The organism is Serratia sp. GW822-FHT06D09, from assembly GCF_058799515.1.
Genome location: NZ_JBXALO010000001.1, coordinates 306,599 through 331,510 on the forward strand (window position 1 = coordinate 306,599; position 24,912 = coordinate 331,510).

At 58.4% G+C, this 24,912-nt stretch carries 22 protein-coding genes; 8 read left to right on the forward strand and 14 right to left on the reverse strand.

From position 1 onward, the window contains the following. The first annotated feature begins 142 nt into the window (after positions 1-142). Positions 143-814, forward strand: a complete 672-nt coding sequence (gene bioD, locus AC1RKG_RS01470; protein WP_020826758.1) for a dethiobiotin synthase — start codon at positions 143-145, stop codon at positions 812-814. On the opposite strand, the gene clcB is transcribed toward bioD, so the two are convergent. Then, complete coding sequence (gene clcB / locus AC1RKG_RS01475) at positions 811-2,091, reverse strand: voltage-gated ClC-type chloride channel ClcB (RefSeq protein ID WP_493181771.1); 1,281 nt, start codon at positions 2,089-2,091, stop codon at positions 811-813. The two genes, bioD and clcB, sit on opposite strands and share 4 nt — an antisense overlap. Before the next feature lie 274 nt (positions 2,092-2,365). Here clcB and AC1RKG_RS01480 point away from each other — a divergent pair, with 274 nt between their 5' ends. Beyond that, positions 2,366-3,853, forward strand: coding sequence for an MDR family MFS transporter (locus tag AC1RKG_RS01480; protein WP_493181774.1), 1,488 nt, complete (start codon positions 2,366-2,368; stop codon positions 3,851-3,853). A gap of 33 nt (positions 3,854-3,886) precedes the next feature. Here the strand turns inward: AC1RKG_RS01480 and AC1RKG_RS01485 are convergent, their stop codons facing one another. Both AC1RKG_RS01485 and AC1RKG_RS01490 read right to left on the reverse strand, forming a co-directional pair. Next, the gene (locus tag AC1RKG_RS01485; protein ID WP_493181775.1) at positions 3,887-4,186 is read right to left on the reverse strand and encodes a DUF1161 domain-containing protein; all 300 of its coding nucleotides are present in this window, start codon (positions 4,184-4,186) and stop codon (positions 3,887-3,889) included. Between the two features lie 88 nt (positions 4,187-4,274). Then, complete coding sequence (locus tag AC1RKG_RS01490; protein ID WP_020826762.1) at positions 4,275-4,643, reverse strand: DUF1283 family protein; 369 nt, start codon at positions 4,641-4,643, stop codon at positions 4,275-4,277. A 148-nt stretch (positions 4,644-4,791) separates the two neighbouring features. On the opposite strand from AC1RKG_RS01490, the gene AC1RKG_RS01495 reads away from it, so the two are divergent. Further along, positions 4,792-5,118, forward strand: coding sequence for a YnfA family protein (locus tag AC1RKG_RS01495; RefSeq protein WP_020826763.1), 327 nt, complete (start codon positions 4,792-4,794; stop codon positions 5,116-5,118). A 35-nt stretch (positions 5,119-5,153) separates the two neighbouring features. Here AC1RKG_RS01495 and ydfG read toward each other — a convergent pair whose 3' ends face one another. The 11 genes from ydfG to AC1RKG_RS01550 all read right to left on the reverse strand — a co-directional run bounded on the left by ydfG (position 5,154) and on the right by AC1RKG_RS01550 (position 17,376). After that, on the reverse strand, positions 5,154-5,903 hold the full coding sequence (gene ydfG, locus AC1RKG_RS01500; protein ID WP_115058896.1) for a bifunctional NADP-dependent 3-hydroxy acid dehydrogenase/3-hydroxypropionate dehydrogenase YdfG: 750 nt from the start codon (positions 5,901-5,903) through the stop codon (positions 5,154-5,156). 177 nt (positions 5,904-6,080) lie between these two features. Next, entirely contained in the window at positions 6,081-6,602 is a 522-nt protein-coding gene (locus AC1RKG_RS01505; RefSeq protein ID WP_041414537.1) for a GNAT family N-acetyltransferase, read from the reverse strand. Between the two features lie 97 nt (positions 6,603-6,699). Beyond that, on the reverse strand, positions 6,700-8,142 hold the full coding sequence (locus AC1RKG_RS01510; RefSeq protein ID WP_122079221.1) for an MFS transporter: 1,443 nt from the start codon (positions 8,140-8,142) through the stop codon (positions 6,700-6,702). A 169-nt stretch (positions 8,143-8,311) separates the two neighbouring features. Next, positions 8,312-10,642 (reverse strand): TonB-dependent Fe(3+) dicitrate receptor FecA, encoded by a 2,331-nt coding sequence (gene fecA, locus AC1RKG_RS01515; RefSeq protein WP_262255398.1) that lies wholly within the window; start codon positions 10,640-10,642, stop codon positions 8,312-8,314. A 110-nt stretch (positions 10,643-10,752) separates the two neighbouring features. Beyond that, positions 10,753-11,709, reverse strand: coding sequence for a ferric citrate uptake sigma factor regulator FecR (fecR, locus tag AC1RKG_RS01520; RefSeq protein ID WP_142815255.1), 957 nt, complete (start codon positions 11,707-11,709; stop codon positions 10,753-10,755). Further along, the gene (fecI, locus tag AC1RKG_RS01525; protein ID WP_493181779.1) at positions 11,709-12,230 is read right to left on the reverse strand and encodes a ferric citrate uptake sigma factor FecI; all 522 of its coding nucleotides are present in this window, start codon (positions 12,228-12,230) and stop codon (positions 11,709-11,711) included. The genes fecR and fecI overlap by 1 nt, the downstream gene beginning before the upstream one ends. Before the next feature lie 93 nt (positions 12,231-12,323). Then, positions 12,324-13,403 carry an ABC transporter ATP-binding protein gene (locus AC1RKG_RS01530; protein WP_493181780.1) on the reverse strand — a complete coding sequence of 360 codons (1,080 nt, stop codon included), beginning with the start codon at positions 13,401-13,403 and terminating at the stop codon, positions 12,324-12,326. Continuing rightward, positions 13,403-14,356, reverse strand: a complete 954-nt coding sequence (locus AC1RKG_RS01535) for a carbohydrate kinase family protein (protein ID WP_082144825.1) — start codon at positions 14,354-14,356, stop codon at positions 13,403-13,405. Before AC1RKG_RS01535 ends, AC1RKG_RS01530 begins: the two co-directional genes overlap by 1 nt. A gap of 22 nt (positions 14,357-14,378) precedes the next feature. Continuing rightward, positions 14,379-15,218 carry a carbohydrate ABC transporter permease gene (locus AC1RKG_RS01540; protein ID WP_046373635.1) on the reverse strand — a complete coding sequence of 280 codons (840 nt, stop codon included), beginning with the start codon at positions 15,216-15,218 and terminating at the stop codon, positions 14,379-14,381. Next, positions 15,208-16,116, reverse strand: a complete 909-nt coding sequence (locus tag AC1RKG_RS01545; protein WP_020826773.1) for a carbohydrate ABC transporter permease — start codon at positions 16,114-16,116, stop codon at positions 15,208-15,210. Before AC1RKG_RS01545 ends, AC1RKG_RS01540 begins: the two co-directional genes overlap by 11 nt. 9 nt (positions 16,117-16,125) lie before the next feature. Then, positions 16,126-17,376 (reverse strand): extracellular solute-binding protein, encoded by a 1,251-nt coding sequence (locus tag AC1RKG_RS01550; protein ID WP_493181783.1) that lies wholly within the window; start codon positions 17,374-17,376, stop codon positions 16,126-16,128. 100 nt (positions 17,377-17,476) lie between these two features. Here AC1RKG_RS01550 and AC1RKG_RS01555 point away from each other — a divergent pair, with 100 nt between their 5' ends. From AC1RKG_RS01555 to xdhC, 5 genes are all read left to right on the forward strand, one after another. After that, a complete protein-coding gene (locus AC1RKG_RS01555; RefSeq protein WP_261135312.1) occupies positions 17,477-18,652 on the forward strand; it encodes an ROK family transcriptional regulator in 1,176 nt (391 codons plus the stop codon). A 310-nt stretch (positions 18,653-18,962) separates the two neighbouring features. Further along, positions 18,963-20,294, forward strand: a complete 1,332-nt coding sequence (guaD, locus tag AC1RKG_RS01560; protein ID WP_493181785.1) for a guanine deaminase — start codon at positions 18,963-18,965, stop codon at positions 20,292-20,294. After that, positions 20,291-21,721 (forward strand): xanthine dehydrogenase small subunit, encoded by a 1,431-nt coding sequence (gene xdhA, locus AC1RKG_RS01565; protein WP_493181787.1) that lies wholly within the window; start codon positions 20,291-20,293, stop codon positions 21,719-21,721. The genes guaD and xdhA overlap by 4 nt, the downstream gene beginning before the upstream one ends. Continuing rightward, positions 21,714-24,116, forward strand: coding sequence for a xanthine dehydrogenase molybdopterin binding subunit (xdhB, locus tag AC1RKG_RS01570; RefSeq protein WP_493181789.1), 2,403 nt, complete (start codon positions 21,714-21,716; stop codon positions 24,114-24,116). The genes xdhA and xdhB overlap by 8 nt, the downstream gene beginning before the upstream one ends. Further along, a complete protein-coding gene (gene xdhC, locus AC1RKG_RS01575) occupies positions 24,100-24,873 on the forward strand; it encodes a xanthine dehydrogenase accessory protein XdhC (protein ID WP_493181791.1) in 774 nt (257 codons plus the stop codon). Before xdhB ends, xdhC begins: the two co-directional genes overlap by 17 nt. The last annotated feature ends 39 nt before the right edge of the window (positions 24,874-24,912 follow it).

Consider the following 24,912-nt stretch of genomic DNA (forward strand, 5'->3'; position numbering starts at 1 on the left):
TAATACTTATCGTTTAACGCCAAAATGTTGCGCTACCTCAAGCTCGTGCCTGTCGGCATCCTCTAGACTTTTCCCCGTTCTACTCTTTCGCCGTAAACCCGGCGATATTTTGGTTAACGGTGTATCTCGGGGCAATTAAGTCATGTTAACGCGTTTATTTGTAACAGGAACGGATACCGATGTCGGTAAAACCGTGGTTTCTCGCGCTTTGTTGCAGGCCTTTGCCGCACAGGGCCGCTCAGTGGCCGGCTACAAGCCGGTTGCCGCACGCTGTCAGGAAACCAGTGAAGGCCTTCGCAATAAAGACGCTTTGGTTCTGCAGGCCTCTTCAACTCTGCCGCTGTCATATCAGGAAATTAATCCCATCACTTGTCTGGAAGAAGTGTTTCACGCGCAACCTACCGACGATATCAACTATGGTGTGATGAGCAGCGGACTGCAGCATCTATCCGCCAAGGCCGATACCGTGGTGGTCGAGGGCAGTGGCGGCTGGCGCGTGCTGATGAACGACATGCGGCCTTATGCCGAATGGGTGGTGCAGGAGCAGCTGCCGGTAGTTTTAGTGGTGGGGATTAAATTGGGCTGTGTCAGCCATGCGTTGTTAACGGCTCAGTCGATCATTAATGACGGCTTACCTTTGCTGGGCTGGGTGGCTAACCGCATTAACCCGGGGCTGGCGCACTATGCCGAAACCATCGACGCGTTGCAGCAGCGCATTCCTGCGCCGTTGCTGGGTGAAATTCCTTATCTGCCGCGGGCTGAGCAGCGTGAATTGGCGCATTACCTGGATATCTCACCGCTGCTGAACCGCTAGGCGTTGTGATAGACCGACACCGAGCGCAAACCCCGTGAAACGGTAGTGGCGATCACGCAGGCCAGCAAAATGCCCGGCAGCAGGGTGTATTCACCGGTCATTTCGAACACCATCAACGCAGCCATGATCGGCGCGTGGGTGGTTGCGGCCAGCAGCGTGGCCATACCGGTCAGCGCCATCAGCAGCGGCACCGCGCTGCCCAGTTCCGGCCAGGTGGCGCACAGTTGCCCAACCACCGAACCCAGAGCGGCCCCGACAAACAACGTTGGCGTGAATACGCCGCCGGGCGCTCCGGAACCGCTGCTGGCGAGCACCGCCAACAGTTTACAAATCAGAATGGCGCCAACCAGCAATACGCCGGGCGGCGCACTGAGCAGTGACTGCACCACGCTGTAGCCATTGCCCCACACCTCAGGAAACAGCAGCGAAAGCAACCCCACGATCAACCCGCCGAGCGCCAATTGCAAAGGGGGCTTCAGGCGCAGCGAACGGAAAGCATGGCCGGTGGCCTGCATCGCCCATAAAAATAGCGGGCCGCAAATGCCGGCCAATACGCCCAGTAGCGCCATCAGCAGATATTGCACCGGCCAGGGGGCGGGCAGAGGCTCAACCAGATACAGCGGCGCCTGGCCACCGTTAAGCAAGTTGGTCATCAACAGTGCGCAAACGGCGGCAATCACCACCGGGCCCAGCGAGGCCAGCATCAGCGTGCCAAACAGGATTTCCGCAATAAACAGGCTGCCTGCCAACGGGGCGTGGTAAGCGCTGGCCATCCCCGCAGCCGCGGCGCAGGCGACCCACAGTTTCCATTCTTTCTCGTGGGTGAAGCGTTGAGCAAACACGGAACCCACCAGCGCGGCCAGCAGGATCATCGCACCTTCGCGACCGATGGCGCTGCCGCTGGAGACCACCAGCAGCGAAGCCAGGCATTTCACCAGACTGGCACTGACGTCCAGCCGCCCGTCGCCGGTTTCGATCGCTTCCATATAATCGGTTGGCGCTATCTGTCGTTGATGTTGATAGCGCTGGTAAACCCACAGCAGCGTGCCCGCCGCCAGGCCGCCTAACGCCGGGGTCAGCGCTCTTCGCCAGCCCGGTAACGCGGAGGCGGCAGCGACAAGGCTGCCGCTCTCATGGTCGAGCAACAGCCATTCCAGGCCCAGCATCGCACGGTGAAACAGCCAAACCACCAACGCGGCGGCGATACCAAGAAAGATGGCAATAAACAGGCGGCGCAGCAGGGCGCGATAGTGGTGCAGGTGGACCCATCGTTTCATGCGTCAGTAAAATCAGGAGAAAAATGAAAGGTACAGCGGAGTATTGTGCTTGCCGTGTCAGCCGAAGGCCAGTGAATCTTTGCAGAATTGGCGGAGGGCTCATGGTTTAGCGGGGTGGCAGGGATTCACCCTGATTTTTGTGACGATGTCACTTGAAGTTCAAATGGTGCGTTTTTCGCCAGCGAAAACAGCTAACTAGACAGCGGTAACGGCAGCGACTCGTCGGGCTGATATAATGGGATGAAAATGAGAATCCAAGGTTTGTATTCACGCTATGACAAATAACGAAGCCCCAGCGCCACTCCCTCATCGTCCGTTGATCCTGATTGCCTGCATGTTGGCGATGTTTATGTCAGCCATTGAGGCGACGATTGTCGCCACGGCGATGCCCACAATTATCGGCGATCTGGGCGGGTTTTCTCTGCTGGGCTGGGTGTTTGCAGTGTATTTATTGGCGCAGGCCATTACCATTCCGATTTATGGCCGGCTGGCGGACTTCCTCGGGCGCAAACGGGTATTTTTCTTTGGCGCCACGCTGTTTTTGCTGGGCTCGGTACTGTGCGGTTTCTCACCCAATATGTACTGGCTGATCGGTTTTCGGCTGCTGCAGGGCCTGGGGGCCGGGGCGATTATGCCGATAGCCACCACCATCATCGGGGATGTTTACAGCGCCACCGAACGGCCGAAGGTAATGGGCTATCTGTCCAGCGTCTGGGGTGTTTCGGCGATCGTTGGCCCGCTGCTGGGCGCGTTTATCGTCCAACATCTGCCTTGGGCGTTGGTGTTCTGGGTTAATTTACCCATTGGCCTGTTGGCGATGTTTTTCCTTGGCCGCTATTTGCCTTCTCACCAACAGCTACGTAAGCATGCGTTGGATCTGGCGGGCACGGCTTGGCTGACGCTGTTTGTTTCGGCGCTGTTGTTGTCGCTGCTGCAGGCCGAAAACCTCGGGTGGTGGGTGCTGCCGCTGTTAGGGGTGGCGGCCGTTGCGCTGATGTTGTTGGTTCGACAGGAACGCCGTGCGCCGGAGCCATTGTTCCCGCTGGCGCTGTGGCAAAGCCGGGTGATTGTGGCCGGCAATATTGGCGGTCTGGTGATTGGTGCGGCGATGATGGGGATCAGCGCTTTCCTGCCGACCTTTATTCAGGGCGTGATGGGCGGGACACCGCTGGAAGCCGGTACCACGCTGGCGCTGATGTCGATTGGCTGGCCGCTGGCCAGCACCTTCAGCGGACGGCTGATGCTGATGACGTCCTACCGTACGACGGCGCTGCTGGGCGCGCTGTTGCTGGTGGCCGGCGGGGTGATCTTATTGCTGATGCAACCGAGCGGCGGTTTGCTGTGGGGCAGAGTGGCCGCCTTTATGATCGGCGCCGGTATGGGGCTGTGCAACACCACGTTTTTGGTTTCGGTGCAGAACGCCGCGCACCACAGCATCCGTGGCATCGCCACTGCTTGCACGGTGTTTACCCGTATGATGGGCTCGGCGATCGGTACCGCGATCTTGGGGGCCACGCTGAACATTAACCTTCAGGTGCGTCTGCCGCAAACGACCGATCCGGTCCAACAGTTGATGGAGCCGGCTACGCGTGGCGCAATGGGGTCGGAAATGCTGGCAGAGATGACGCAGCAGGTTGCCGCCTCACTGCATTGGGTATTTTTGGTCTCCGCCATCATTTCACTGTTGGCATTGGCGGCTGCGATGTTGATCCCCGCCCGGCATCGGCCGCAGGGTGAGGGAGAAGAGGCGGAACAAGCCTAAAGGAAAGGGCGCCGATAGCGCCCTGGATCAGAATTACTGTGCGATTTTGGTATCTTGACTGGTGCCGGTCTGGGCCGCATCACCGCTGTCGTCGCCGTTGCTCAGGCGAGTATATACAATCTTTTGGGTGTCGTTCTCGCAGTGGCCAACCACCAGCCCGCCGGCCTGTTGGGCCTGATCGTTAGGCACGATATCCAGCTTGAAGCCGGATTCCGGCACGCCGTTGTTGATAATTTTCTGCGAAATGTCCGCCTTCACGCTCTCGCACGAGGCCAGGGCGGCCAGGGGGGCTGCGGCCATCAGCACTGCACCCAAGATAAGCGCTTTTTTCATCAATTCGTCCTTTTTGAGAATGGGCTTCCTTAGTCAGAATAGCAGCAACGGCGGCGGAGAGTAACGGCCGCCGCGTGCTGCTGCAAGATTAAGGATTAATCTGACGACCGGTCTGACGATCCAGACACTTGCGAGTATTGGGTTCCCAATATGCATTAACGTTCAGGCTGTCGTTGCAGCGGTCTTCGTTATCAATCGCCTTGTCTACCTTGTCGAACTCTTTCTCCACGCGGGTGTTGACCTTATGGCGCAGAGATTTGGTGTCGTTGAACTGTTCTTTGCTCTGACGAGCCGCTTCGGTACTCATGGCGCCGCTGTTACTGCCGTCGACGGTCACGCAGGTGCTGCCCTGAGTGCAACTGGCGGCCAGTGCCGGTGCCTGCCAGGCGCCCATCAGCATCAGCATGGCGACCGGCAGCATCCCGCGCAGCAGTCGTTGAGTAGAAAGTGTTTTCATCGTTTCATCCTTATGAGTTAGTGTTGCCTGATAGCGGCAGCACTGGCTTTAACGCGCCCTCGGGCGTGCTGATAAATATACCATCCTGCTCTTGGAGTGCACCAATTAAGCGCCGCATCGTTTACTTTACAGAGAGAAAGCTTTCCCCATGTTAAAGACCACCCTGTTATTTTTCGCCACTGCGCTGGCTGAGATCGTCGGCTGTTTCTTACCTTATCTGTGGTTGAAAAAGGGCGCCAGCGCCTGGCTGCTGCTGCCGGCGGCGGCCAGCCTAATGCTGTTTGTTTGGTTATTGACGCTGCATCCTGCAGCCAGCGGGCGCGTATATGCGGCGTATGGCGGAGTCTACGTTGCGACGGCACTGTTGTGGCTGCGGGTGGTTGATGGGGTGAAACTGTCGGCGTTGGACTGGCTGGGCGCCGGGGTGGCGTTGGCGGGGATGCTGATTATTGTTTCGGGCTGGCGAGCGGCCTGACAAGCGGCGGCAGGGGCTGGCCCTGCCGCATAAAATCACGCTTCGCGGTGGATATTCAATCCGGCAAAGGATTGGCTGACCGGCATGATCTCCAGCGAGTTGATGTTAACGTGGGGCGGCAGAGTCGCCACCCAGAACACCGACTCGGCAATATCTTCCGGCGTCAACGCATTGGCGCCGTCGTAGACCTTATCCACCTTGCCGTCATCGCCTTTGAAGCGCACGTTAGAGAATTCCGTGCCGCCCACCAGGCCTGGCTCAATGTCGGTTACGCGGATGCGGGTGCCGTGCAGGTCGGCGCGCAGGCCGAGGCTGAATTGCTTGACGAAGGCCTTGGTCGCGCCGTAGACGTTACCGCCGGCATAGGGCCAGTTGGCAGCAACGGAGCCGATATTGATCACATGGCCGACGTTGCGTTCAACCATTGCCGGCAGCAGGGCGCGGGTCATGTTCACCAGGCCTTTGGCATTGGTGTCGATCATGGTTTCCCAATCATCGGCGTTGGCCTTGTGCGCAGGCTCCAAACCTAACGCCAGACCGGCGTTGTTCACCAGCACGTCAATCTGGCGCAGTGCCGCAGGCAGCTCATCAATCACCTGCTGAATTGCCGCGCGATTACGTACGTCCAGACGGACGATATGCAGCGCCTCGCCCAATTCGTCTTTCAACTCTTCCAGACGTTCAATACGGCGGCCGGAGGCGATCACCTGATGGCCTTCGCGGATAAAACGTCGTGTGATGGACTCACCAAACCCTGAGGTGGCGCCCGTGACAAAAATGATCATGCTACTGTTCCTCAACTGTTTTTAACCACATGCTAATAGCATTAGCATAATCCCGGTTTAAGTGGCAGTGGTTATCAGCGTCGACATAAAAAAACCGCCATCGCTGCTGCCAGACGGGCGGTTTTTTGGTCAGAGGGTTATGCAAGCCGGGCTGAAAGTGCCGGTTCTGCAATGTTGCTACAGCTGAGGCGGTACGTGGTACACCACGCAGTCATATTTGGTATTTTCGCGTCGGCCTGCCACTACGCCGCCCAGAGATTCGGCGATGCGTCGGCTGGGGGTGTTTTGTTCTGCCACCGGATAGATAAAGTGACGCGGCCGGTAGCGCTCGCTGGCCCACACCGCCATGGCATGAACGATTTCGCGGCCGTAGCCGTTACCGTGCAGGCTCTCTTTTACCCAGATACCCAGCTCCGGGGTGGTGTTGTGCAAGTCATGCAGGCCGCCCATGCCGACAAACTCTTTGCTGTCGCGCAGGCGAGCGACGAAAATCAGCTCCTCACCTTCGCGGATCAGCGGCAGCCAGGTTTGCCAAACGTTGGCGAAGGCCTCCGGCGACTCTTCAGGCTCAAAATTCATAAAGCGCGTCAGTGTAGGGGTAATCGCCTGGTAAACATCATCGGCATCTGCTGCGGTAAAAGGGGCAATCAACAACCGGTCGGTGTTCACGCGGCACTGAGAAAGGTCACTGTGGATCATTATTATTACCTCGCTTTTCAGGCCAAAACGGCAAAAAATCCGCACCGGTGAAACGGGGCGGATCATCGATATTACGTTGATTGGCGACAGATGCGACTTATTTCTGCAATCGCTGAGGCGAGAGCGGCAAAGGTTCGGCCGCCGGTTTTCGCTGGCGTACCTCACTGCCAGCGTTCGGATCCAGGGTAAAGCTGTCAATCACCGCCAGCAGCGCGATAACGCCGATGACCACAAACGCCAGTTGGAAATCGACCAATGGAATGCGCGCTGTAGACTGCGGCATCAGCATTTCCGCCAGGCGCAGTGCCAACGCGCCGATGGCGATACCCAGCCCGCTGCCCATTTGCTGCGAGACATTAAACAACGTATTGGCGCCGTTCATTTGCGGCTGCGGCACTTCGGAAAATGCTAACGTGTTGAGCGCAGTGAACTGCATGGAGCGCGTCAGTCCACTGACGAACAGCAGCCCCAAAATCAGCCAGGTCGGCGTCTGCGGCGTCAACAACGCGCAGGCGAAAATGGTAGCGGCATTGAGCAAACCGTTCACCACCAGCGTAGTACGGAAGCGAAAACGGTACAGCACCGCCGAGGTAAAGGGCTTCATCACCAGGTTGCCGGCGAACACCGCCAGCACCAACAGCCCGGCATCGAAGGCGTTAAGGCCAAACCCAATCTGGAACAATAGCGGCAGCAAGAAGGGCACGGCGCCGATGGCGATACGGAACAGCGTACCGCCCCAAATCGTGACGGCGTAACTTTTTATCCGCATCGCCCACAGGTTGATTAAAGGATGTGCCGTACGCTTGGCATGGCGAACCGCCAGTGCACCCAGTGCCAGGCTGCCAAAAATGCACAACGCGGGTACCAGCCAGGACAATTGCGGATGGTTGATCAGATCCAAACCGAACATCAGGCCGAAGCAGGCAATGCCGGTCAGCACGAAGCCGAGAGCGTCAAAGGGAACGCCTTTCTGCGGCGCTTCCTGAGGGATCAGTCGCCAGGCCAGCCACAGTGCGGCGATGCCCAGCGGCACGTTCAGAATAAAAATCCAGTGCCACGAGGCGTAAGTGGTAATAAATCCCCCGACCGGCGGGCCGAGGATCGGGGCCACCAGGCCCGGCCAGGTAATGGTGGCGATGGCTTTGATCAAATCGGGTTTGGCGGTATTGCGCAGCACCACCAGGCGCCCGACCGGCACCATCAACGCTCCGCCGAAGCCCTGCAGAATTCGGGCAGCAGTAAACGTCGGCAGGTTAACGCTGGCGGCACAGAGCACCGATGCCAGGGTAAAAATCAGCACTGCCGCCGCGAAGATATTGCGCGCGCCAAAGCGGTTGGCAATCCAGCCGCTGGCAGGAATAAATACCGTCAGCGTCAGAATATAGGCCGAAATACCGATGTTCATGTCCACCGGTCGCACGCCGAAAGCCGCCGCCATTTGCGGCATGGCGGTGACGATCACTGTCCCGTCGAGGTTTTCCATAAAAAAGGCACCCGCCACCAGCAGTGGCAGCGCACTGGCGCGTGAAAAGAAACTCATGGCAAAGCACACCGGGCGAAGCGCAGACAGGATGCGGACATGGCAGAAACCCCGTTTCAAAAATGTTAACGCCGGAAGAGTTTTTGAGGATAACGCATTGCGCCGAGGTTAAAAAGAGGTTGAGCGGGTGATAATTAGCGGGCGCAGCGCTTGCGCCCGCACAGGGAAATCAGAACTTCACCGAACCTTGCAAATACAGGGTTCGTGGCTGACCGATGTATAGCCCCTTGTTGTTATCGTCGTAAGCGCGGGTGAAATATTCATGGTTAAACAGGTTTTTAACCCCGAGGCCCAGATTCAGTCCGGCCATTTCCGGTCCAAAATCATAGGCGGCGCGCAGGCCCCACAGCATATAGCCAGGAATGCGGCCGGTACTGCCGTCGGCACTTTCCGCCACGGTGTTGGCATTGTCGGCGAACTGGCTGGACTGGAATTCACTGTTGAGGTTGAACGTCCAACTGCCCGGCGTGTAATCCAGCCCCAGCGTACCTTTATGCTTCGGTGAGAACGGCACCTGGTTGCCTTTGTAGGCGCCTTCCTCACGGATGGTGGCGTTGACATAGGCATAGCTGGCGTAAACCGTCACGTCGTCCAGTTTGGGAGTCAACTGCGACAGATCGTAACGCAGGTTGCCCTCCAGCCCGGCGTGTCGAGTTTTGCCACGTGCGGTGACGCTGTCGGTGACCTGGTTCGAATCATACTGATTATTGAAGTTGATCAGGAACAGGCCAATCTCACTTTGCAGCGCATCGCCTTCATAGCGGGTGCCCAGTTCCCAGGTTCGCGCTTTTTCCGGTTCGATATTGCCGCTGTCGACCGCTTTACCCATCTGGCTGTATTGCACCGTGCCGAACGAGCCTTCGGTATTGGCGTACAGGTTCCAATATTCGTTCAGATGATACATGACATTCAGCGCAGGCAGCGGGGCGTTGTAGCTGACGTCGAGGCGATTATTCTTGATGTAATTATTCTGATAGGAAGAGATATGCTCATAGCGCATGCCCGGCGTGATGGTCCAATCGCCGATATCTATGCGGTCATCAATGTAAAAGGCGTGGGCGTCAGTGCCGGACTGAGTATCGCGATCGTAAGGGCTGCTGGTTGAAGGTAATACGCCGCTGCTGGCCTTGCTGTAGTAGCGTAGCTCATGGGTCGATTCGCTGACGTAGCGATAACCTACGCCGACTTCATGCGCCGACTGGCCCCAACGGAAGCTTTGGCTGTAGCGTGGCTCCACGCCGCGTACCCAATATTCGCGCGGCGAAAGCGTCAGGTTCTTGCCCTGATCGAGATAGCCGCTGCGCAGGGTATAGGTATAGAAACTCTGCACGTCGAATTTGTGTTGCTGATCCGGCTGATATTGATAGCCGAAGTTGGCCAACTGGCGACGGCCCCAGAATTTGTCATAAGGACGCGTAGACTGGAATGGATTGGCGTTGTAATCCGCCCGGCTTAATCCCCCCGGCATATCGGCCTGGCCTTCGTAATATTGCAATAAGCTATTAAAGGTGTGCACCTCGTTTGGCGCATAGCGGCTTTTCAACATCACGTCGTCGATTTTGGTCGAACTGTGTTCGCGCCAGTCGCTGCCGCGGGTGCCGGAATAAAGCAACGCGCTGCCAAAGCCGTTGTCGGCGGTACCACCGATCATCAGGTTGCCGGTGCCTTTGGGGTGATCCTGACGGGAGGTCGGGCTAAGTTGGCCCTGCATGCCGGCTTCCATGCCGAAGGTTTTCGGGATGGCCTTGGTGACAAAGTTCACTACGCCACCGACGCTTTGCGGCCCGTAACGTACGGCACCGCCGCCGCGGACCACGTCTACCGCATCCATATTGCCGAGGGATACCGGCGCCAGCGACAGCTGCGGCTGGCCATAAGGGGCGAAGGGCACCGGAATGCCATCCATCAGCACCGTCGAACGGCTGGCCAGGCGCGGGTTCAAACCACGAATGCCGAAATTGAGTGCCATATCGTGGCTGCCGGTGCCGTTATTTTCCGGAGCAACCACGCCCGGCACGCGATTCAGTGCTTCTCGCAAGGTGGTTGCGCCGGTTTTGGCAAACTCTTCTCGGCGCACCACGTCACGCGCGCCGGCGTGTTCGAATACGTCAATCTGACGGCCTTCAGCCAGCCAGTCACCGACCACGGTGATGTCTTGTTCTTGCTGCACCGTCGGCTGTTGGACCAGCGTAAAGCCATTAGCTCCCAACGCCTTGGCCTGTAAGCCGCTGCCCGCCAGCAGTGCGTTCAGCCCCTGATTAACGTCGTAGTTGCCTTTCAGCCCTGGTGAACGCTTGCCGGCGGTCAAACTTCCGTCAACGGACAGCGCAATGCCAGCATGGGCGGCAAAGGCATTTAGCGCGCCATCCAGATCGCCTGCGGGGATCTGATAAGCGGTAGCGGCAACCGGTGCTGTCTGCGCTGCCAGCAAGGGTGAAGCGAATGCCAGACCCACGGCGACCGCCAGTGGTTGAAGCGGTTTTCCCCAAAAATTGTTCATACCTTCTCCTGATTATTCTATTTTTTGCTGCAGTGTTTTAACTGGAGTCGGATGAAAACGAAAAAGGGACAATCAAGAATGCGATTTTTTATCATTTTCATTTAAATAAATCAGGCGGGGACCACTTTTAACCAATAACGGGTAAAGCTTTGCAGCCGGATCGGCAGCGTTTGGCTGAGCAGCAGGAGTGCGCGATCGGGCTCCTTCAGTGGGAAACTGCCGCTCACGCGTAGGCCGGCAATGGCCGGATCGCAATCCAAACGGCCGTGACGGTAACGCGCCAGTTCGGCAAGCACCTGTTCCAGGCGCCATTGACTGACGCTCAGCACGCCGCGGGTCCAGCTGTCGCCGTTGCTGGCAGCCTGTTGTTGGCCGAATGCCACAGCGCTGAAGCTGATTTGTTCCCCGGCGTTGACCCGTCGTTTTTCCTGTGGGAACTGTGCCAGTTGGGCTTCCACGGCGTGTTCAAGCACCGTCAGTTGCGTTTGATCGTCGTTTTCTCGCACCAGGAAATGGGTGCCGAGTGCGCGCATGGCACCTTGCCGGCTTTCGACCCAAAACGGCCGGTCGTCGCGGCCGGTAATCAAACTGATTTCTCCGCTGTGCAGCAGGATCAGCCGTTTTTCAGCGCTGTAGCGAACATCGACAGCGCTGGCGGTATTGAGTACCAACTGGCTGCCGTCGCTGAGGACGATGGGTTTAATTTCACCGGTAGCGGTGCGGTAGTCGGCGCGCAGCTCGCGACCCAACGGGGACTGAAAGCCCAACCAACTGCCACCGACGCCCAGCAACAGCAACAGACTTTTCAGCAGGGTGCGGCGATCCAGCGTGGACTGGCGGCCGGCCTGGTCGAGCGTGCGATAGCTGAATTTTCCAGGTACGCCCTGCAACTGACTTTGCAGTGCTTCAACGCGTTGCCAGGCCCAGCGGTGATCTTCGTTTTGTTGGTGCCAGGCCTGCCACTGTTGCCGTTGGTGCTCGGTGACGTTTTCGTCGCATAACAGGGCAAACCATTGGGCGGCCATTTTCAGCGCCTGGCGCTGCTCGGGGGGGAGGGTGTGGCTCATTACGGGTATTCTGTTTCCAGGCTGAACAGCAGGCAATGCTCGGCGGCTTTGGCCATGTATTTTTTTACTGAACTGACCGAAACGCCGAGGCGTTGTGCAATCTCGGCATAGCCCAGTCCTTCGAGCTGCGACAGCAAAAAGGCCTGTTTGATCTTCGGCCCCAGCCCGTCGAGCATGCTGTCGATGTGTTGCAGACTTTCAAGCAGGCTGTGGCGCTGTTCGGGTGAGGGCGCCTGCGCCTCCGGCATCAGCGCCAGCATATCCAGATAAGCGCGCTCCAGCGTTTTGCGGCGGAAGAAATCGACCATCACCCGCTTGGCGAGGGTAACCAAAAAATCTTTGGGTTCGCGAATAGCGGCGGCGGAGTCGTTTTTCAGGACCCGCATGAAGGTGTCCTGTGCCAGGTCGTCGGCGTCAAAAGCGCAACCGAGTCGACGTTGCAGCCAGCCCCGCAGCCAACCGTGATGGGTTGCGTAGAGGCGTGTAAGCGGATCTGAGGAAGTAGGGGCTGTGGCTGACATGGGTTCCGCGCTGCCGGTCAAAAAAGATGCGCGGATGATAATTGAGAATGGTTATCGTTTCAAGTTTGACGCCATCCCTGGCCACGCGAACTTTCAACTTTCACTCAAGCGCAGTCCCGTTGCGGCATCGAACAGGTGGATCGCGTCACGGTTGGGCGCTAACCACAGCGGCTGGTCGCTTTGTGCGTTAATTCGTCCGTTGAACTGTACGTGCAGGCGATAACCGCCCCAGTTGATATGCAGCAGGCTGACATCGCCGGTGATCTCCATCAGTCGCAGTTGGGCGGCAGGTTGCTCGCTGGTGTCGACCAGGTGGAAGTCATGGGGACGCAGCCCGAGGATCACCTTGCTGCCTGCCGCAACATGCCGCCATTTCGCGGGCAATGGCAGCCAGAGTTCGCCACAGGCGACGCCAGGCCGGTCGTCGCGCGGCGTGACGACGCCGTCCAACAGGTTCATTGGCGGTGAGCCGATAAAGCGCGCCACAAAGGTATCGGCGGGAGCGTCGTAGATCTCCAACGGTTTGCCTTGCTGCACGATATTGCCGTCTTTCATCACCACGATTTGGTCCGCCAGCGTCATGGCTTCAATCTGATCGTGGGTGACATACACCGTGGTGGTTTTGAACTGCTGATGCAGGGCCTTGATCTCGGCACGCAGCTCCATGCGCAGTTGGGCATCGAGATTGGACAGCGGTTCGTCGAATAAAAATACCTTGGGATTACGCACCATGGCGCGGCCCATCGCTACCCGCTGCCGTTGGCCGCCGGAGAGTTCTTTTGGATAGCGCTGCAAAAGATGATCGATCGCCAAAATGCGCGCTGCTTGCTGAACCTTGGCCTGCTGCTCAGCCTTGGTTACCTTCATCACCTGCATGTGAAAAGCCATGTTTTCCGCCACCGTCAGGTGCGGATAGAGCGCATAGCTCTGGAACACCATGGCGATGTCGCGGTCGGCAGGATCCAGATCGTTGATCTTCTTTTTATCCAGCAGGATCGTGCCTTCCGTCAGGCTGTCCAGCCCGGCCAACAGGCGCAGCAGCGTGGACTTGCCGCAGCCTGACGGGCCGACCAGCACGGTAAAACTGCCGTCGGGGATCACCAGATCCAGGGGGTTCAATACCCGTTGTTTGCCGTAGTATTTGGCCACTTTAACCAGTTCTACACTTGCCATCAGACCATTTCTCCGGCGCAGGTTTTCAGAGTATTCCAGTCCAGGTATTGGCGCGGCGAGCTGCTGATAGCGTGGCTGGCAGCACGAATACCCCAGCGCAGCGCCACTGCTGACGAGTGGCCATGCAGGCAGGCGGTCAGGAAACCGGCATTGAAACTGTCGCCGGCACCAATGGTGTCGACCACCTTGATCGGATGTGCCGCCGCCTGCAATAAGCGTTCGCCGCACCACATGCGCGCACCGTCCGGACCACATTTCACCACGCAGGCGGCGTCGGCAGGCTGTTGACGATTCAGGGTACGAGCGGCGGTGTACAGATCCTCACTGCCCGCCATGCCACAGGTTTCCACTTCATTGAGCAGCAAAACATCACAGAATGGCAACCAGTCGGCGATTTGCGTGCGTAACGATTCGCTCCAGCCCTGTGGGGGCCAACCGGTATCAACCGCAATGCGATAGCCGCGCTGGCGCAGGGTCTTCAGCAACGCCGGGTAGTCCGCCAACAAGGTGGTGCACAGGAAGGTGCCGCACAACAAAACGGTGTCGCCGCTGCCGGCCAACACCGGGATCTGATGCAGCACATCGTCCTGGCTGAGGCGGGTAATATGCCCCTGATTGCTAAAAAACGTGCGTTCATTGTCGGGGTGGGTGACGCCGAAAGTCAGCGAAGTTTCGCAGCTGTAGATCGGCCAATACGGCGAACTGTCCGGAAACAGCTGCGCCAGCCAGGGGCTGAAATAGTCATTGCCCTGATTGGCCACCAGCCGGTAAGGGGTTTCCAGCGCTGCCAGCGCCAGTGCGCAGTTGCCTGCTGAGCCGCCGGGGCGCAGCTCACTATGATCGAGCATCGCTTCAGTTCCTTTCTGCGGCCATTGCTGCAAGGTGCTCATGATCACATCGACGTTGATATTGCCCACCACGTACAGCGTGGGTTTGGTGTTGGTCTTCATCATGTCTATTTTCTCCCTGAATAAATTAGCCCTTGCTGCCGCCGCTGGTTAAGCCGCTAACCAGGGTTTTTTGCAGCCAGAGGGCAATGAACAGCGGTGGAATGGCAGCCAGAATGCCGACGGCGGCGATCAGCCCGTCATCGGTGGCGCGCCCGGCGGTGAAACCGGCTATGGTCACCGGCAAGGTCTGCGCCTGAATATTGCTGGTAAACAGCAGCGCGTAGAAAAATTCGTCCCAGGCCAGCAACCAGCCGAACAGCGCCGAGGCACCCAATGCCGGTTTGGCCAGCGGCAGGGTAATGCGCAACAGCACTTGCCACTGGCGTAACCCGTCCAGCCGGGCGGCCTGCTCGATGTCGATCGGCAGGGCATCAAACTGGTTTTTCAGCATCCAGGTGAGAAACGGCAGGATCAGCGAGCAGTAGACCAGCACCAGACCGATATGGGTGTTCAACAGCGCCAACTGTTGCAGGATAAAGTACAGCGGCAGCACGAAAGCCACCGGCGGCACCATGTAGATCGCCAGGCTGGCAAACAGCCAGCCGTCGCGGCCGGGGTAGCGGGAAAAGCTGAACGCCGCAGGAATGGCCAGCAATAACGAAATCAGCGTCGCGCCGCAGGCAACCAGCAGGCTGTTGAACAACGCATGCAGAAACAACGCACCGGGTTGGCCGGGTTGCAACGACAGCAGGCTGACGTAACGCGAAAAATCCCAGTGACGCGGCAGCCATTCCAGCGGCACGCGGGTCAGATCGGCCGAAGAGCTGACGCTCATCAGAAACAGCCATAGCATCGGTGCGAGGATCGACACTGCCAGCAGCAGCGCGGCGCCGTAGCGCAAGAGCAGGCGGAGCTTAGGCTTCATCGGCGAGGCTCCTTCTGCGCTGGCGGAACAGCATCAGCATGTACAGCGCAATCAGCACGCCGCACAGCAAGGTCATCAGCACGGCGTAGGCGGCACCGCTGCCGGCGCGCAGATAGCTGAACGATTCCTGATAGACAAAGAAACTCAGGGTTTTGGTGCTGTCCATTGGCCCGCCGCGCGTCATCACGTAAATGATGTCGAACACTTTGAACGCGTCGATGGTACGCAGCACCAACGCCACGGCCAGCGGCGCCAGAATGGCGGGCAGGGTAATGGCGCGGAATCGTCGCCAGGCAGAGGCGCCGTCCAGTCGAGCCGCCTCGTACAAATCGTCCGGGATGGTTTGCAATGCCGCCAGCGTCAGCAGGGTGATCAGCGGATAGTTCTTCCAAATGTCCGCCAGCATTACCGCGTTGAGTGCCGAAGCCGGGTCTCCCAGCCAACTGCGATAGTGGTCGATCACGCCAAGTTGAGTCAGCAGCGCGTTGATGCTGCCGTAATCCGGGTTGAAATTCAGTCGCCACATCGTGGCATTGACGATGGTCGGTAGCGCCCAGGGCAAAATCACCAACACCCGCAGCAGATTGCGACCGTGGAATTTTTGATTGAGCAACAGCGCCACCAGCACGCCAATCACCCCTTCAAACGCCACCGAAACTAGGGTGAAATACAGCGTACGCCCTAGAGCCGCCTGAAAGTCCGGGTCGGTCAGGGCATAAAGAAAGTTATCCGCACCGACCCAGGCCGGCGCAACGCCGTCGCCGACCAGCGCCGCATCGGTAAAACTCAGCCACAGGGTACGCCCCAGCGGCCAGGCGGTAAGCAGCAGCATCATCAGCAGCATGGGTGCCAGCAGCACCCATGCCTGACGACGCTCACGTTGGGGCAAAGTGAGCATCGTCATCGCTTAACGCAACCGTGCTGCGCTTTGGGTCGCGGCATCCAGCCCGGCCTGCGGCGTGACTTTACCCTGCAGGATTTGCTGCAGGTCCTGCTGCAATCCGTTGGACAGCCGTGAGTAATCCGCGGTTTCGGGGCGCGAAAGCATCACGTTCAACGACTGTTTGGCGGCGGCGATCAGCGGTTCCTGACCTTTCTGCACCGCGGGATCCTCATAGGAGGATTTCCAGATCGGCAGACTAAGCTTGGCGTACTTGTCCTGCACCGGCTGCGAGGTCATGTAACTGATGTACTGCCAGGCCTGATCGGGGTGGACGCTGGCCTTGGCAATGCCGAGACCCATGGAGCCATTCACCGCAGAAACCTGACCGGCCTCGGAGCCCGGTGCAGGCACGATACCGACGTCGCCGGCCACCTTGCTTTGCTTCGGATCGTTGGCCATGTTGTACATATAGGTCCAGTTCAGTGCGAAGGCTGCATCCCCGTTGGAGAAGGCCTTGCGCACGTCCTCCTCAAGATACTCGCGAGAATTCGGGTTGGTGAGTCCTTTATCCAGTGACGCTTTCATGTAGCTGGCGGCCTGCAGCGAACCCGGGCTGGAGAAGGTGATTTTGCCCTGCTGGATGAACTGGCCCTTGAAGGCCGACACCAGCGTGGTGTAGTCGCAAACCAGCGCTTCGGCCTGTGACCAGCTCCACACCAGCGGGTACTTGACCACGTTTTTCTGCTTCAGAATTTCCGCCTGCTGTTCCAGCTCCTGCCAGGTTTTCGGCGGGGCGGCAATCCCGGCCTTGGCCAGCATGGCCTTGTTGTAATACAGGTATTTGGTGTCGAGGATCCACGGCATGCCCCAGCGCTTGTCTTTGTAGGTGACGGTGGTCATGGCGCCGGCAAAGATTTTGGCGCTGTCGTCGGCGCTGATGCGCGCGGTGACGTCTTGCAGCAGGCCGAACTTGGTGAACTCCGCCGGCCAGATGGCGTCGAACAGCACCACGTCGTAGCCATTGCTGCCGGCACCACGTGCCGCGACGATTTTATCGTGCAGCGCCTCGTAAGGGACAAACTCCAGATTAACGGTGATATCCGGGTGTTGTTTGCTGAAGTCCGCGGTCATGGCGCGGATATCGTTTTCACTGTAGGCCGCCTGGGTCATAAACAACGCGCTAATTTGCGTGGGGGCGGCATAGGCGGATGAGAGACTGAGCGCCAGGGCAGACAAAGTACAGACTGCCGTAGCGGCAAGGGTATGGCTTTTCATTGTGCGTTCTCCGGTGTTAAAAAGATTTTTAAATCAATTTGATTGCTTTATTGGAGGGCACCATACTGCAAAGACGATTTCCCTTTCTGCATAGGCAGTTATGACGACTTCCGGCACTAACCTTGAACATGCTCGCGCACACAACCGGCGCGTAGTGATAGAGGCTATCCGTCTGCACGGAGAACTGACCCGTGCCGAAATTGCCCGGCTGACCTCACTGACGCCGCAAACCGTTTCAAACATCGCAACCGAGCTGGAACAGGCAGGCATTCTCTCCTCGCACCTGCCGCGTCGTGCCGGCGGGCGAGGTCAGCCAGCCACGCCGTTGACCCTTAACCCAGACAGTGCGTATTCCATCGGCATCCATCTGGATCACCAGTCCCTGCTGATGATCGTGGTTGATCTGTCAGGCAGCGTACGTTTCCACCGGCTGATTATGGTGCAAAAGCCGCAACCTGCTGCGACCTTGAAACTGATTTGTGATGTACTGCAAGAAATGCGCCAGCAGCCGGATCTGGCCTGGGGGAAAATGCTGGGGATCGGCGTGGTAATGCCGGGGCCGTTTGGCGTGGAAGGGATTTCGTCGGTGGGGCCGACCACGCTCAACGGTTGGGAAAATATCGATGTGGTGGCTGAACTTAACGCGCAAAGCGGCCTGCCGGTGACGCTGGAGAACGATGCCACCGTCGCCGCCATCGGCGAGCGTTTGCACGGCGTAGCCAGACAGCTGAATTCGTTTATTTATCTGTATCTCGGTACCGGGCTTGGCGCGGGGATTTTCACCGATGGCCGAATTTATACCGGCCATGCGCACAATGCTGGTGAAGTCGGCCACATGATTGTGCAACCGGGCGGGCGCGCCTGCTACTGCGGCAACCAGGGCTGCCTGGAACGTTATGTCTCGCTGCAGGCGGCCTACGAGAGCTGCGGGCTGGATCCGATGAGCGCCAGACCACAAGACTTGCTGGCATTGCCGCAGTCGCAGATTGACACCTGGCTGGATTCGGCGGTGCCTGCGTTACGTCAGGCGATCAACATCGTCGAATGCATGTTTGACGCTGAAGCCGTGATTATCGGCGGCCTGATGCCGGAAAGCCTCGTGGCGCAACTGATTAAACGGTTGGCGCCGCTGCATCGCTCGGTGCGCAGCAAATACCTCGACGGCCTGCGGGTGCGGCTGGGCACCACCGGTGCGGATACCGCCGCATTGGGGGCGGCGGCACTGCCGCTGTTCGATGAATTCAATCCCCGTTATGAAGTGTTATTGAAGTCATAAAACCCATCCTCCGATTTATATTCTTGCCCAATAATGGTGCAGGCTAATCATTAATCCAATATAAGCAAACGGTTGCTATTTAAGGGCAACCGTTTGCTTATATTCTGCTTATTTGTCGTTGGCTCGGAATATTGTTCGGTGAATTTTATCCTTCTGTTTTTAAACATAAATAGTCAATAAAAAACCGACTGGCACGCGGCTTGCTATTCTTAAATCAACATCTGCGATCGATAAAAAGACCGCCATCGCTTTCCAGGCTGAATTGACTCAGCCGGGTGCTGTGCGCTGGTCGGTAGAGAAGGAAAGCAAAATGAACATGCCATTCACCACGGCGATCCGTGGCAATTTTTTCGACATCGCGGCCTGCGTGGATCATCCGCAGCAATTAGGTCAGCAGCTGCGACATATTCCTGACGGGTTAATGCTGCTCCATGAAGGCGCGATTGCCTGGTTCGGCAGCTGGCAGCAGGGCGAATCGCTGTTGCCGCCGGGGTTTGAGGTCGCTCATTATCCGGACAAACTGATCGTGCCGGGTTTTATCGACACCCATATTCACTACCCGCAAACCGAAATGATCGGCGCCTATGGCGAGCAACTGCTGACCTGGCTGAAAAACTATACCTTCCCGACAGAAAGCCAATTTTGCTGCGAACGGCACTCAGACAAAATGTCGGCATTCTTTCTGCAGCAGCTGTTAAGCAACGGCACCACTACGGCGCTGGTATTTGGCACCGTGCATCCTCAGTCGGTTGAAGCGCTGTTCCGCCAGGCGGCGGCGCTGAACATGCGCTTGATTGCCGGTAAGGTGATGATGGATCGCCATGCGCCGGAAGCCTTGCTGGAAAGCCCGGAACAGAGCTACCGCCAAACGCGAGCGCTGATTGAGCGCTGGCACGGCAAACAGCGGCTGAGTTACGCCATTACGCCACGCTTTGCGCCCACCAGCACCCCGGCGCTGCTTGAGCAGGTGCAGCGCCTGCGCCAGGAATTTCCGGATGCCTACCTGCACACCCATCTGAGCGAAAATCTTGATGAAGTGGCCTGGGTAAAAGAGTTGTTCCCCGACAGCCGCAGCTATTTGGACGTGTACCACCAGTACGGGCTGACCGGAGAGAAAAGCGTGTTCGCCCACTGTTTGCATCTGGAAGAACAAGAGTGGGATTGCCTGTGCCAAACCCGTTCGGCGGTCGCCTTTTGCCCAACCTCCAATCTGTTTCTGGGCAGCGGTTTGTTCAACCTGCAAAAGGCCTGGCAGAAGCAGGTCAGGCTGGGTATCGGCACCGACGTCGGGGCCGGGACCACCTTTAACATGCTGGAAACGCTGGGTGAGGCTTACAAGGTCGCTCAGCTGCAGCGCTATCAGCTTTCCGCCTGTGAAGCCTTCTACCACGCGACGCTGGGCGGAGCTCGAGCCCTGTCGCTCGACGACAAAATCGGCAACTTCGACGTGGGCAAAGAGGCGGATTTTGTGGTGCTGGATCCGGCCGTGTCACCGCTGCAAAAGTTGCGACATGAAAACAGCCGCGAACTGGCGGAGCAACTGTTTGTGTTGATGACCCTGGGTGACGATCGCAATGTTTATCGTACTTACGTCGACGGCAAAGTGGTGTACCGAGCGGCCAAGTGCCAGGAGGCGGCATGATCCAGTTTCTGCTTAATCAAACCCTGAAAACAGAAACCGCACTCGATCCCAACACCACGGTGCTGAACTACCTGCGGCGTGACCTTGGCCGCTGCGGCACCAAAGAGGGCTGTGCCTCCGGCGATTGCGGCGCTTGTACCGTGGTGTTGGCCGAGCCGGAAGGCGATCGGCTGCGCTATCGCAGCGTTAATGCCTGTCTGACCTTCGTCAGCGCGTTGCACGGCAAACAGTTGATCACCGTAGAGGATCTGAAACAGCAGGGGGAATTGCACGGCGTGCAGCAGGCTATGGTCGACTGTCACGGTTCACAGTGCGGTTTTTGTACACCGGGTTTCGTGATGTCGCTGTTCTGCCTGCAAAAAAACACAGCGTCCTATCAACGCGAACAGGCGCAGCAGGCACTGGCCGGCAACCTGTGCCGCTGTACCGGCTATCGCCCGATTTTGGCGGCGGCGCAGCAGGCGTGCGATAACCCTAAGCCAGACAGCTTCGACCACCACCAGCCACAAACGCTGCAACGGCTGCAGGCCATGCGTGCCGCAACGCCGCTGGAGGCTGAGGGCAAGCGCTGTTTGCTGCCGCAGAGCCTCGATGAGCTGGCGCAGCTCTATCAACAGCACCCGCAGGCCAAACTGCTGGCTGGCGGGACCGATCTGGCGCTGGAAATCACCCAGCGGCATCAGGATATCCCGCTGATCATCGCTATTGGCCAAATCGAGGCGCTCAGGCAGGTAAGCTGGCAGGGCGATCGTCTGGTGATTGGCGCCGGCGCCGCGTTGAGCGATTTGTATCCGATGTTGGCCAACTATCATCCGGCCTTTGGTGAACTGCTGGCGCGTTTTGCTTCCCAGCAGATCCGCAATCAGGGCACGTTGGGGGGCAATATTGCCAATGCTTCACCGATTGGCGACGGTGCGCCCTTATTGCTGGCGCTGGACGCGCTGCTGATCCTGCGCTGTGGTGCTACCCAGCGTGAACTGCCGTTGAACGACTTCTTCCTTGGCTACCGCCAAACCGCACTGCAGCCGGGGGAATTTATTGAAAGTATCGTACTGCCTGCCAGCGCACCGGCGGACTTTCGTGCCTGGAAAGTCTCCAAACGCCTGGAAGACGACATTTCGGCCGTGTGCGGCGCTTTTAATTTGACCTTTGATCAAGGCGTTATCCACAGCGCCCGCGTGGCGTTCGGTGGCATGGCGGCGACCCCGAAACGCGCCGAACTCTGTGAGCAGCAACTTGTTGGGCAGCCCTGGCGGCGAGAAACCCTTGAGCAAGCGGCACAGGCGTTGGCGCAGGACTTTACGCCGCTGAGCGATTTCCGCGCCAGCAGCGCTTACCGTTTGCTGGTGGCGCAAAACCTGCTGCGCCGCTACTTCATTGCGCTGACAGCGCCGCAGCTGGCAATAGAGGTGACCGCTCATGAGTAATCGCAAAGGGACCGAACACACCCAGGAACAGCTGGCAGAACGTTTCCGCCAGTCGTTAACCAGCGGCGTAGGCCGCAGCCGCAAGCACGAGAGTGCCGACAAGCACGTCAGCGGTGAAGCGCAATACATCGACGACAGGCTTGAGTTTCCGAACCAATTGCATCTGGCGGCCAGGCTGAGCGAACGGGCACATGCGCAGATCGAAAAGCTGGACCTGTCGGCATGTTACGACTTTCCCGGCGTGGTAAGGGTGATCACCTGGCAGGACGTGCCGGGCGAACTGGATATCGCCCCTTTAACGCACGGCGATCCGCTGCTGGCGAAAGATAAGGTGGAATACGTCGGACAGGTCATTGCGGTTGTGGCGGCGGAAGATCCGGAAATTGCCTGGCGTGCCGCTCAGGCGATTAAAGTGACCTATCAGGATTTACCGGCACGGTTGGACGTCACTCAATCTTTACGGGAAGGTTTCCTGGTGCAGGAGGCGCATCGTCATCAACGGGGTGACGCCGACCGCGCGTTGGCGCAGGCGAAACACCGCATTCAGGGGGAGCTGCATGTCGGCGGTCAGGAACACTTTTATCTGGAAACCCAGATTGCGTCGGTGATGCCGGCCGAGGACGGCGGCATGCTGGTGTATTCCTCGACTCAGAACCCGACCGAGATCCAAAAGCTGGTGGCCTCGGTGCTCAACCTGCCAATGCACAGAGTGACAATCGATACGCGGCGCATGGGCGGTGGTTTTGGCGGTAAGGAAACGCAGGCTGCCGGTCCTGCGTGTTTGTGCGCCGTGATGGCGCATCTCACCGGGCGACCGGTCAAAATGCGCCTTAACCGCCGCGATGACATGTTGATCACCGGCAAGCGCCACCCGTTTTATATTCAATATGACGTAGGTTTCGACGACAGCGGGCTGCTGCACGGGGTGAAAATCAGCCTGGCAGGCAACTGTGGTTATTCGCTCGACCTTTCGGGTTCTATCGTCGATCGCGCCATGTTCCACGCTGATAATGCCTATTTTCTGGAAGATGTGCTGATTACCGGCCACCGCTGTAAGACGCATACCGCTTCCAATACTGCTTACCGGGGCTTTGGCGGGCCGCAGGGCATGATGGCGATTGAGCAGGTCATGGATCATATTGCACGCTATCTGGCGCTCGATCCGTTGGCGGTGCGAAAAAACAATTATTACGGCAAGGATCAACGCAACGTTACGCATTATCACCAGCCGGTGGAGCAGAACCTGCTGCAGGAAATCACCGCAGAGCTGGAGCAAAGTGCCGATTATCAGGCCCGCCGTCAGGCGATCCTGCAGTTCAACGCGCAAAATCCAATCCTGAAAAAAGGGCTGGCGCTGACGCCGGTGAAGTTTGGTATTTCCTTCACCGCCGGCTTCCTTAACCAGGCAGGTGCGTTGGTGCTGGTGTACACCGACGGCAGCATTCAACTTAACCACGGCGGCACCGAAATGGGCCAGGGGCTAAACACCAAGGTGGCGCAGATTGTCGCCGAAGTGTTCCAGGTGGACATCGAACGTATTCAAATTACCGCTACCGATACCGGCAAGGTGCCGAATACCTCGCCGACGGCGGCGTCATCCGGCACGGATCTCAACGGCAAGGCGGCGGAGAATGCCGCGCTGATCATTAAACAGCGGCTGATCGAGATGCTGAGCAAACAGTATCAGGTCAGTGCGGAGCAGATTATTTTCAATAACGGCCAGGTTAAAGTGGCCGAGCGTTATTTCAGCTTCGAGCAGGTGGTTGAGCAGGCGTATTTCAATCAGGTTTCGCTCGCCAGCACCGGCTATTACCGCACGCCGAAAATTTTCTACGATCGCGACCAGGCCCGCGGTCACCCGTTCTATTACTTTGCCTACGGCGCGGCCTGCGCGGAGGTGGTGATCGACACCCTGACCGGCGAGTACAAACTGCTGCGCGCCGACATCCTGCACGACGTGGGCGACTCGCTGAACCCGGCAATCGACGTCGGTCAGGTCGAGGGGGGCTTTGTGCAGGGCATGGGCTGGCTGACCAGCGAAGAGCTGGTGTGGGACGAACAAGGGAAGTTGCTGACGAACGGGCCTGCCAGCTACAAAATCCCGGCTATCGGCGATGTGCCTGCCGATTTGCGCGTCAGGCTGCTGGAAAACCGCAAAAACCCCGAGGATACGGTATTTCATTCCAAAGCGGTGGGCGAGCCGCCGTTTATGCTGGGCATTTCGGTATGGTGCGCAATCAAGGATGCGGTCGCCAGCCTGGCGGATTACCGCCTGCAACCCAACATTGACGCACCGGCCACGCCGGAACGGGTGCTGTGGGGCGTGCAACAGATGCTGGCAAGTGACATTGTCACTGAATTGACGCGGGAGAACGGCGATGGACGAATGGATTGAGGCGCTGGCCGATCTGCGGCGACGCGGTGAACCTTGCGTATTGGTGACGCTGGTCGATGAACGAGGCTCTACGCCACGCAATCGCGGTAGTAAAATGCTGGTAACCGCCGAACGTGCGGTGAATACCATCGGCGGCGGCCATCTGGAGTTTCAGGCATTGGCGATTGCCCGCGAAATGCTGCAACAGGCTGCGCCCCAGTTACGGCTGGAACGTTTCCCGCTGGCGGCGCGACTGGGCCAGTGCTGCGGTGGTACCACCAGCGTGCTGTTTGAGCCGATGATATCGCCGCGCCCGCAGATCGCTCTGTTTGGTGCCGGCCACGTCGGGCGCGCGCTGGTGAATATCCTCGCCACGCTGCCGTGCCGGGTGCGCTGGGTGGACGGCCGCGCGGAGGAATTCCCGCGGGTTATTCCCGCCGGGGTGCAGCAAGAAATCAGCGATGAGCCACTGGAGATCGTCGACGCCATGCCGCCGGGCAGTTATTTTATCGTGATGACCCACGATCACGCGCTGGACCTGGCACTGGCGGAGCGAATTTTACGTCGCGGCGACGCAGGGTACTTCGGCCTGATCGGATCGCTGACCAAACGCAAACGCTTCGAATACAAGCTCGGCCAACGCGGCATCAGCGAAGCGGCGATCGCCGCCATGCGCTGCCCCCTGGGCCTGCCGGACGTGAAGGGCAAACTGCCGGCGGAGATCGCGGTGGCGGTGGCCGGGGAGGTTATTGCCTGCTATGGGCAAGGTTTACGCTGAAAAGGTTTTCATTAAACCGAAGGCCAAAAGCCTGATGCT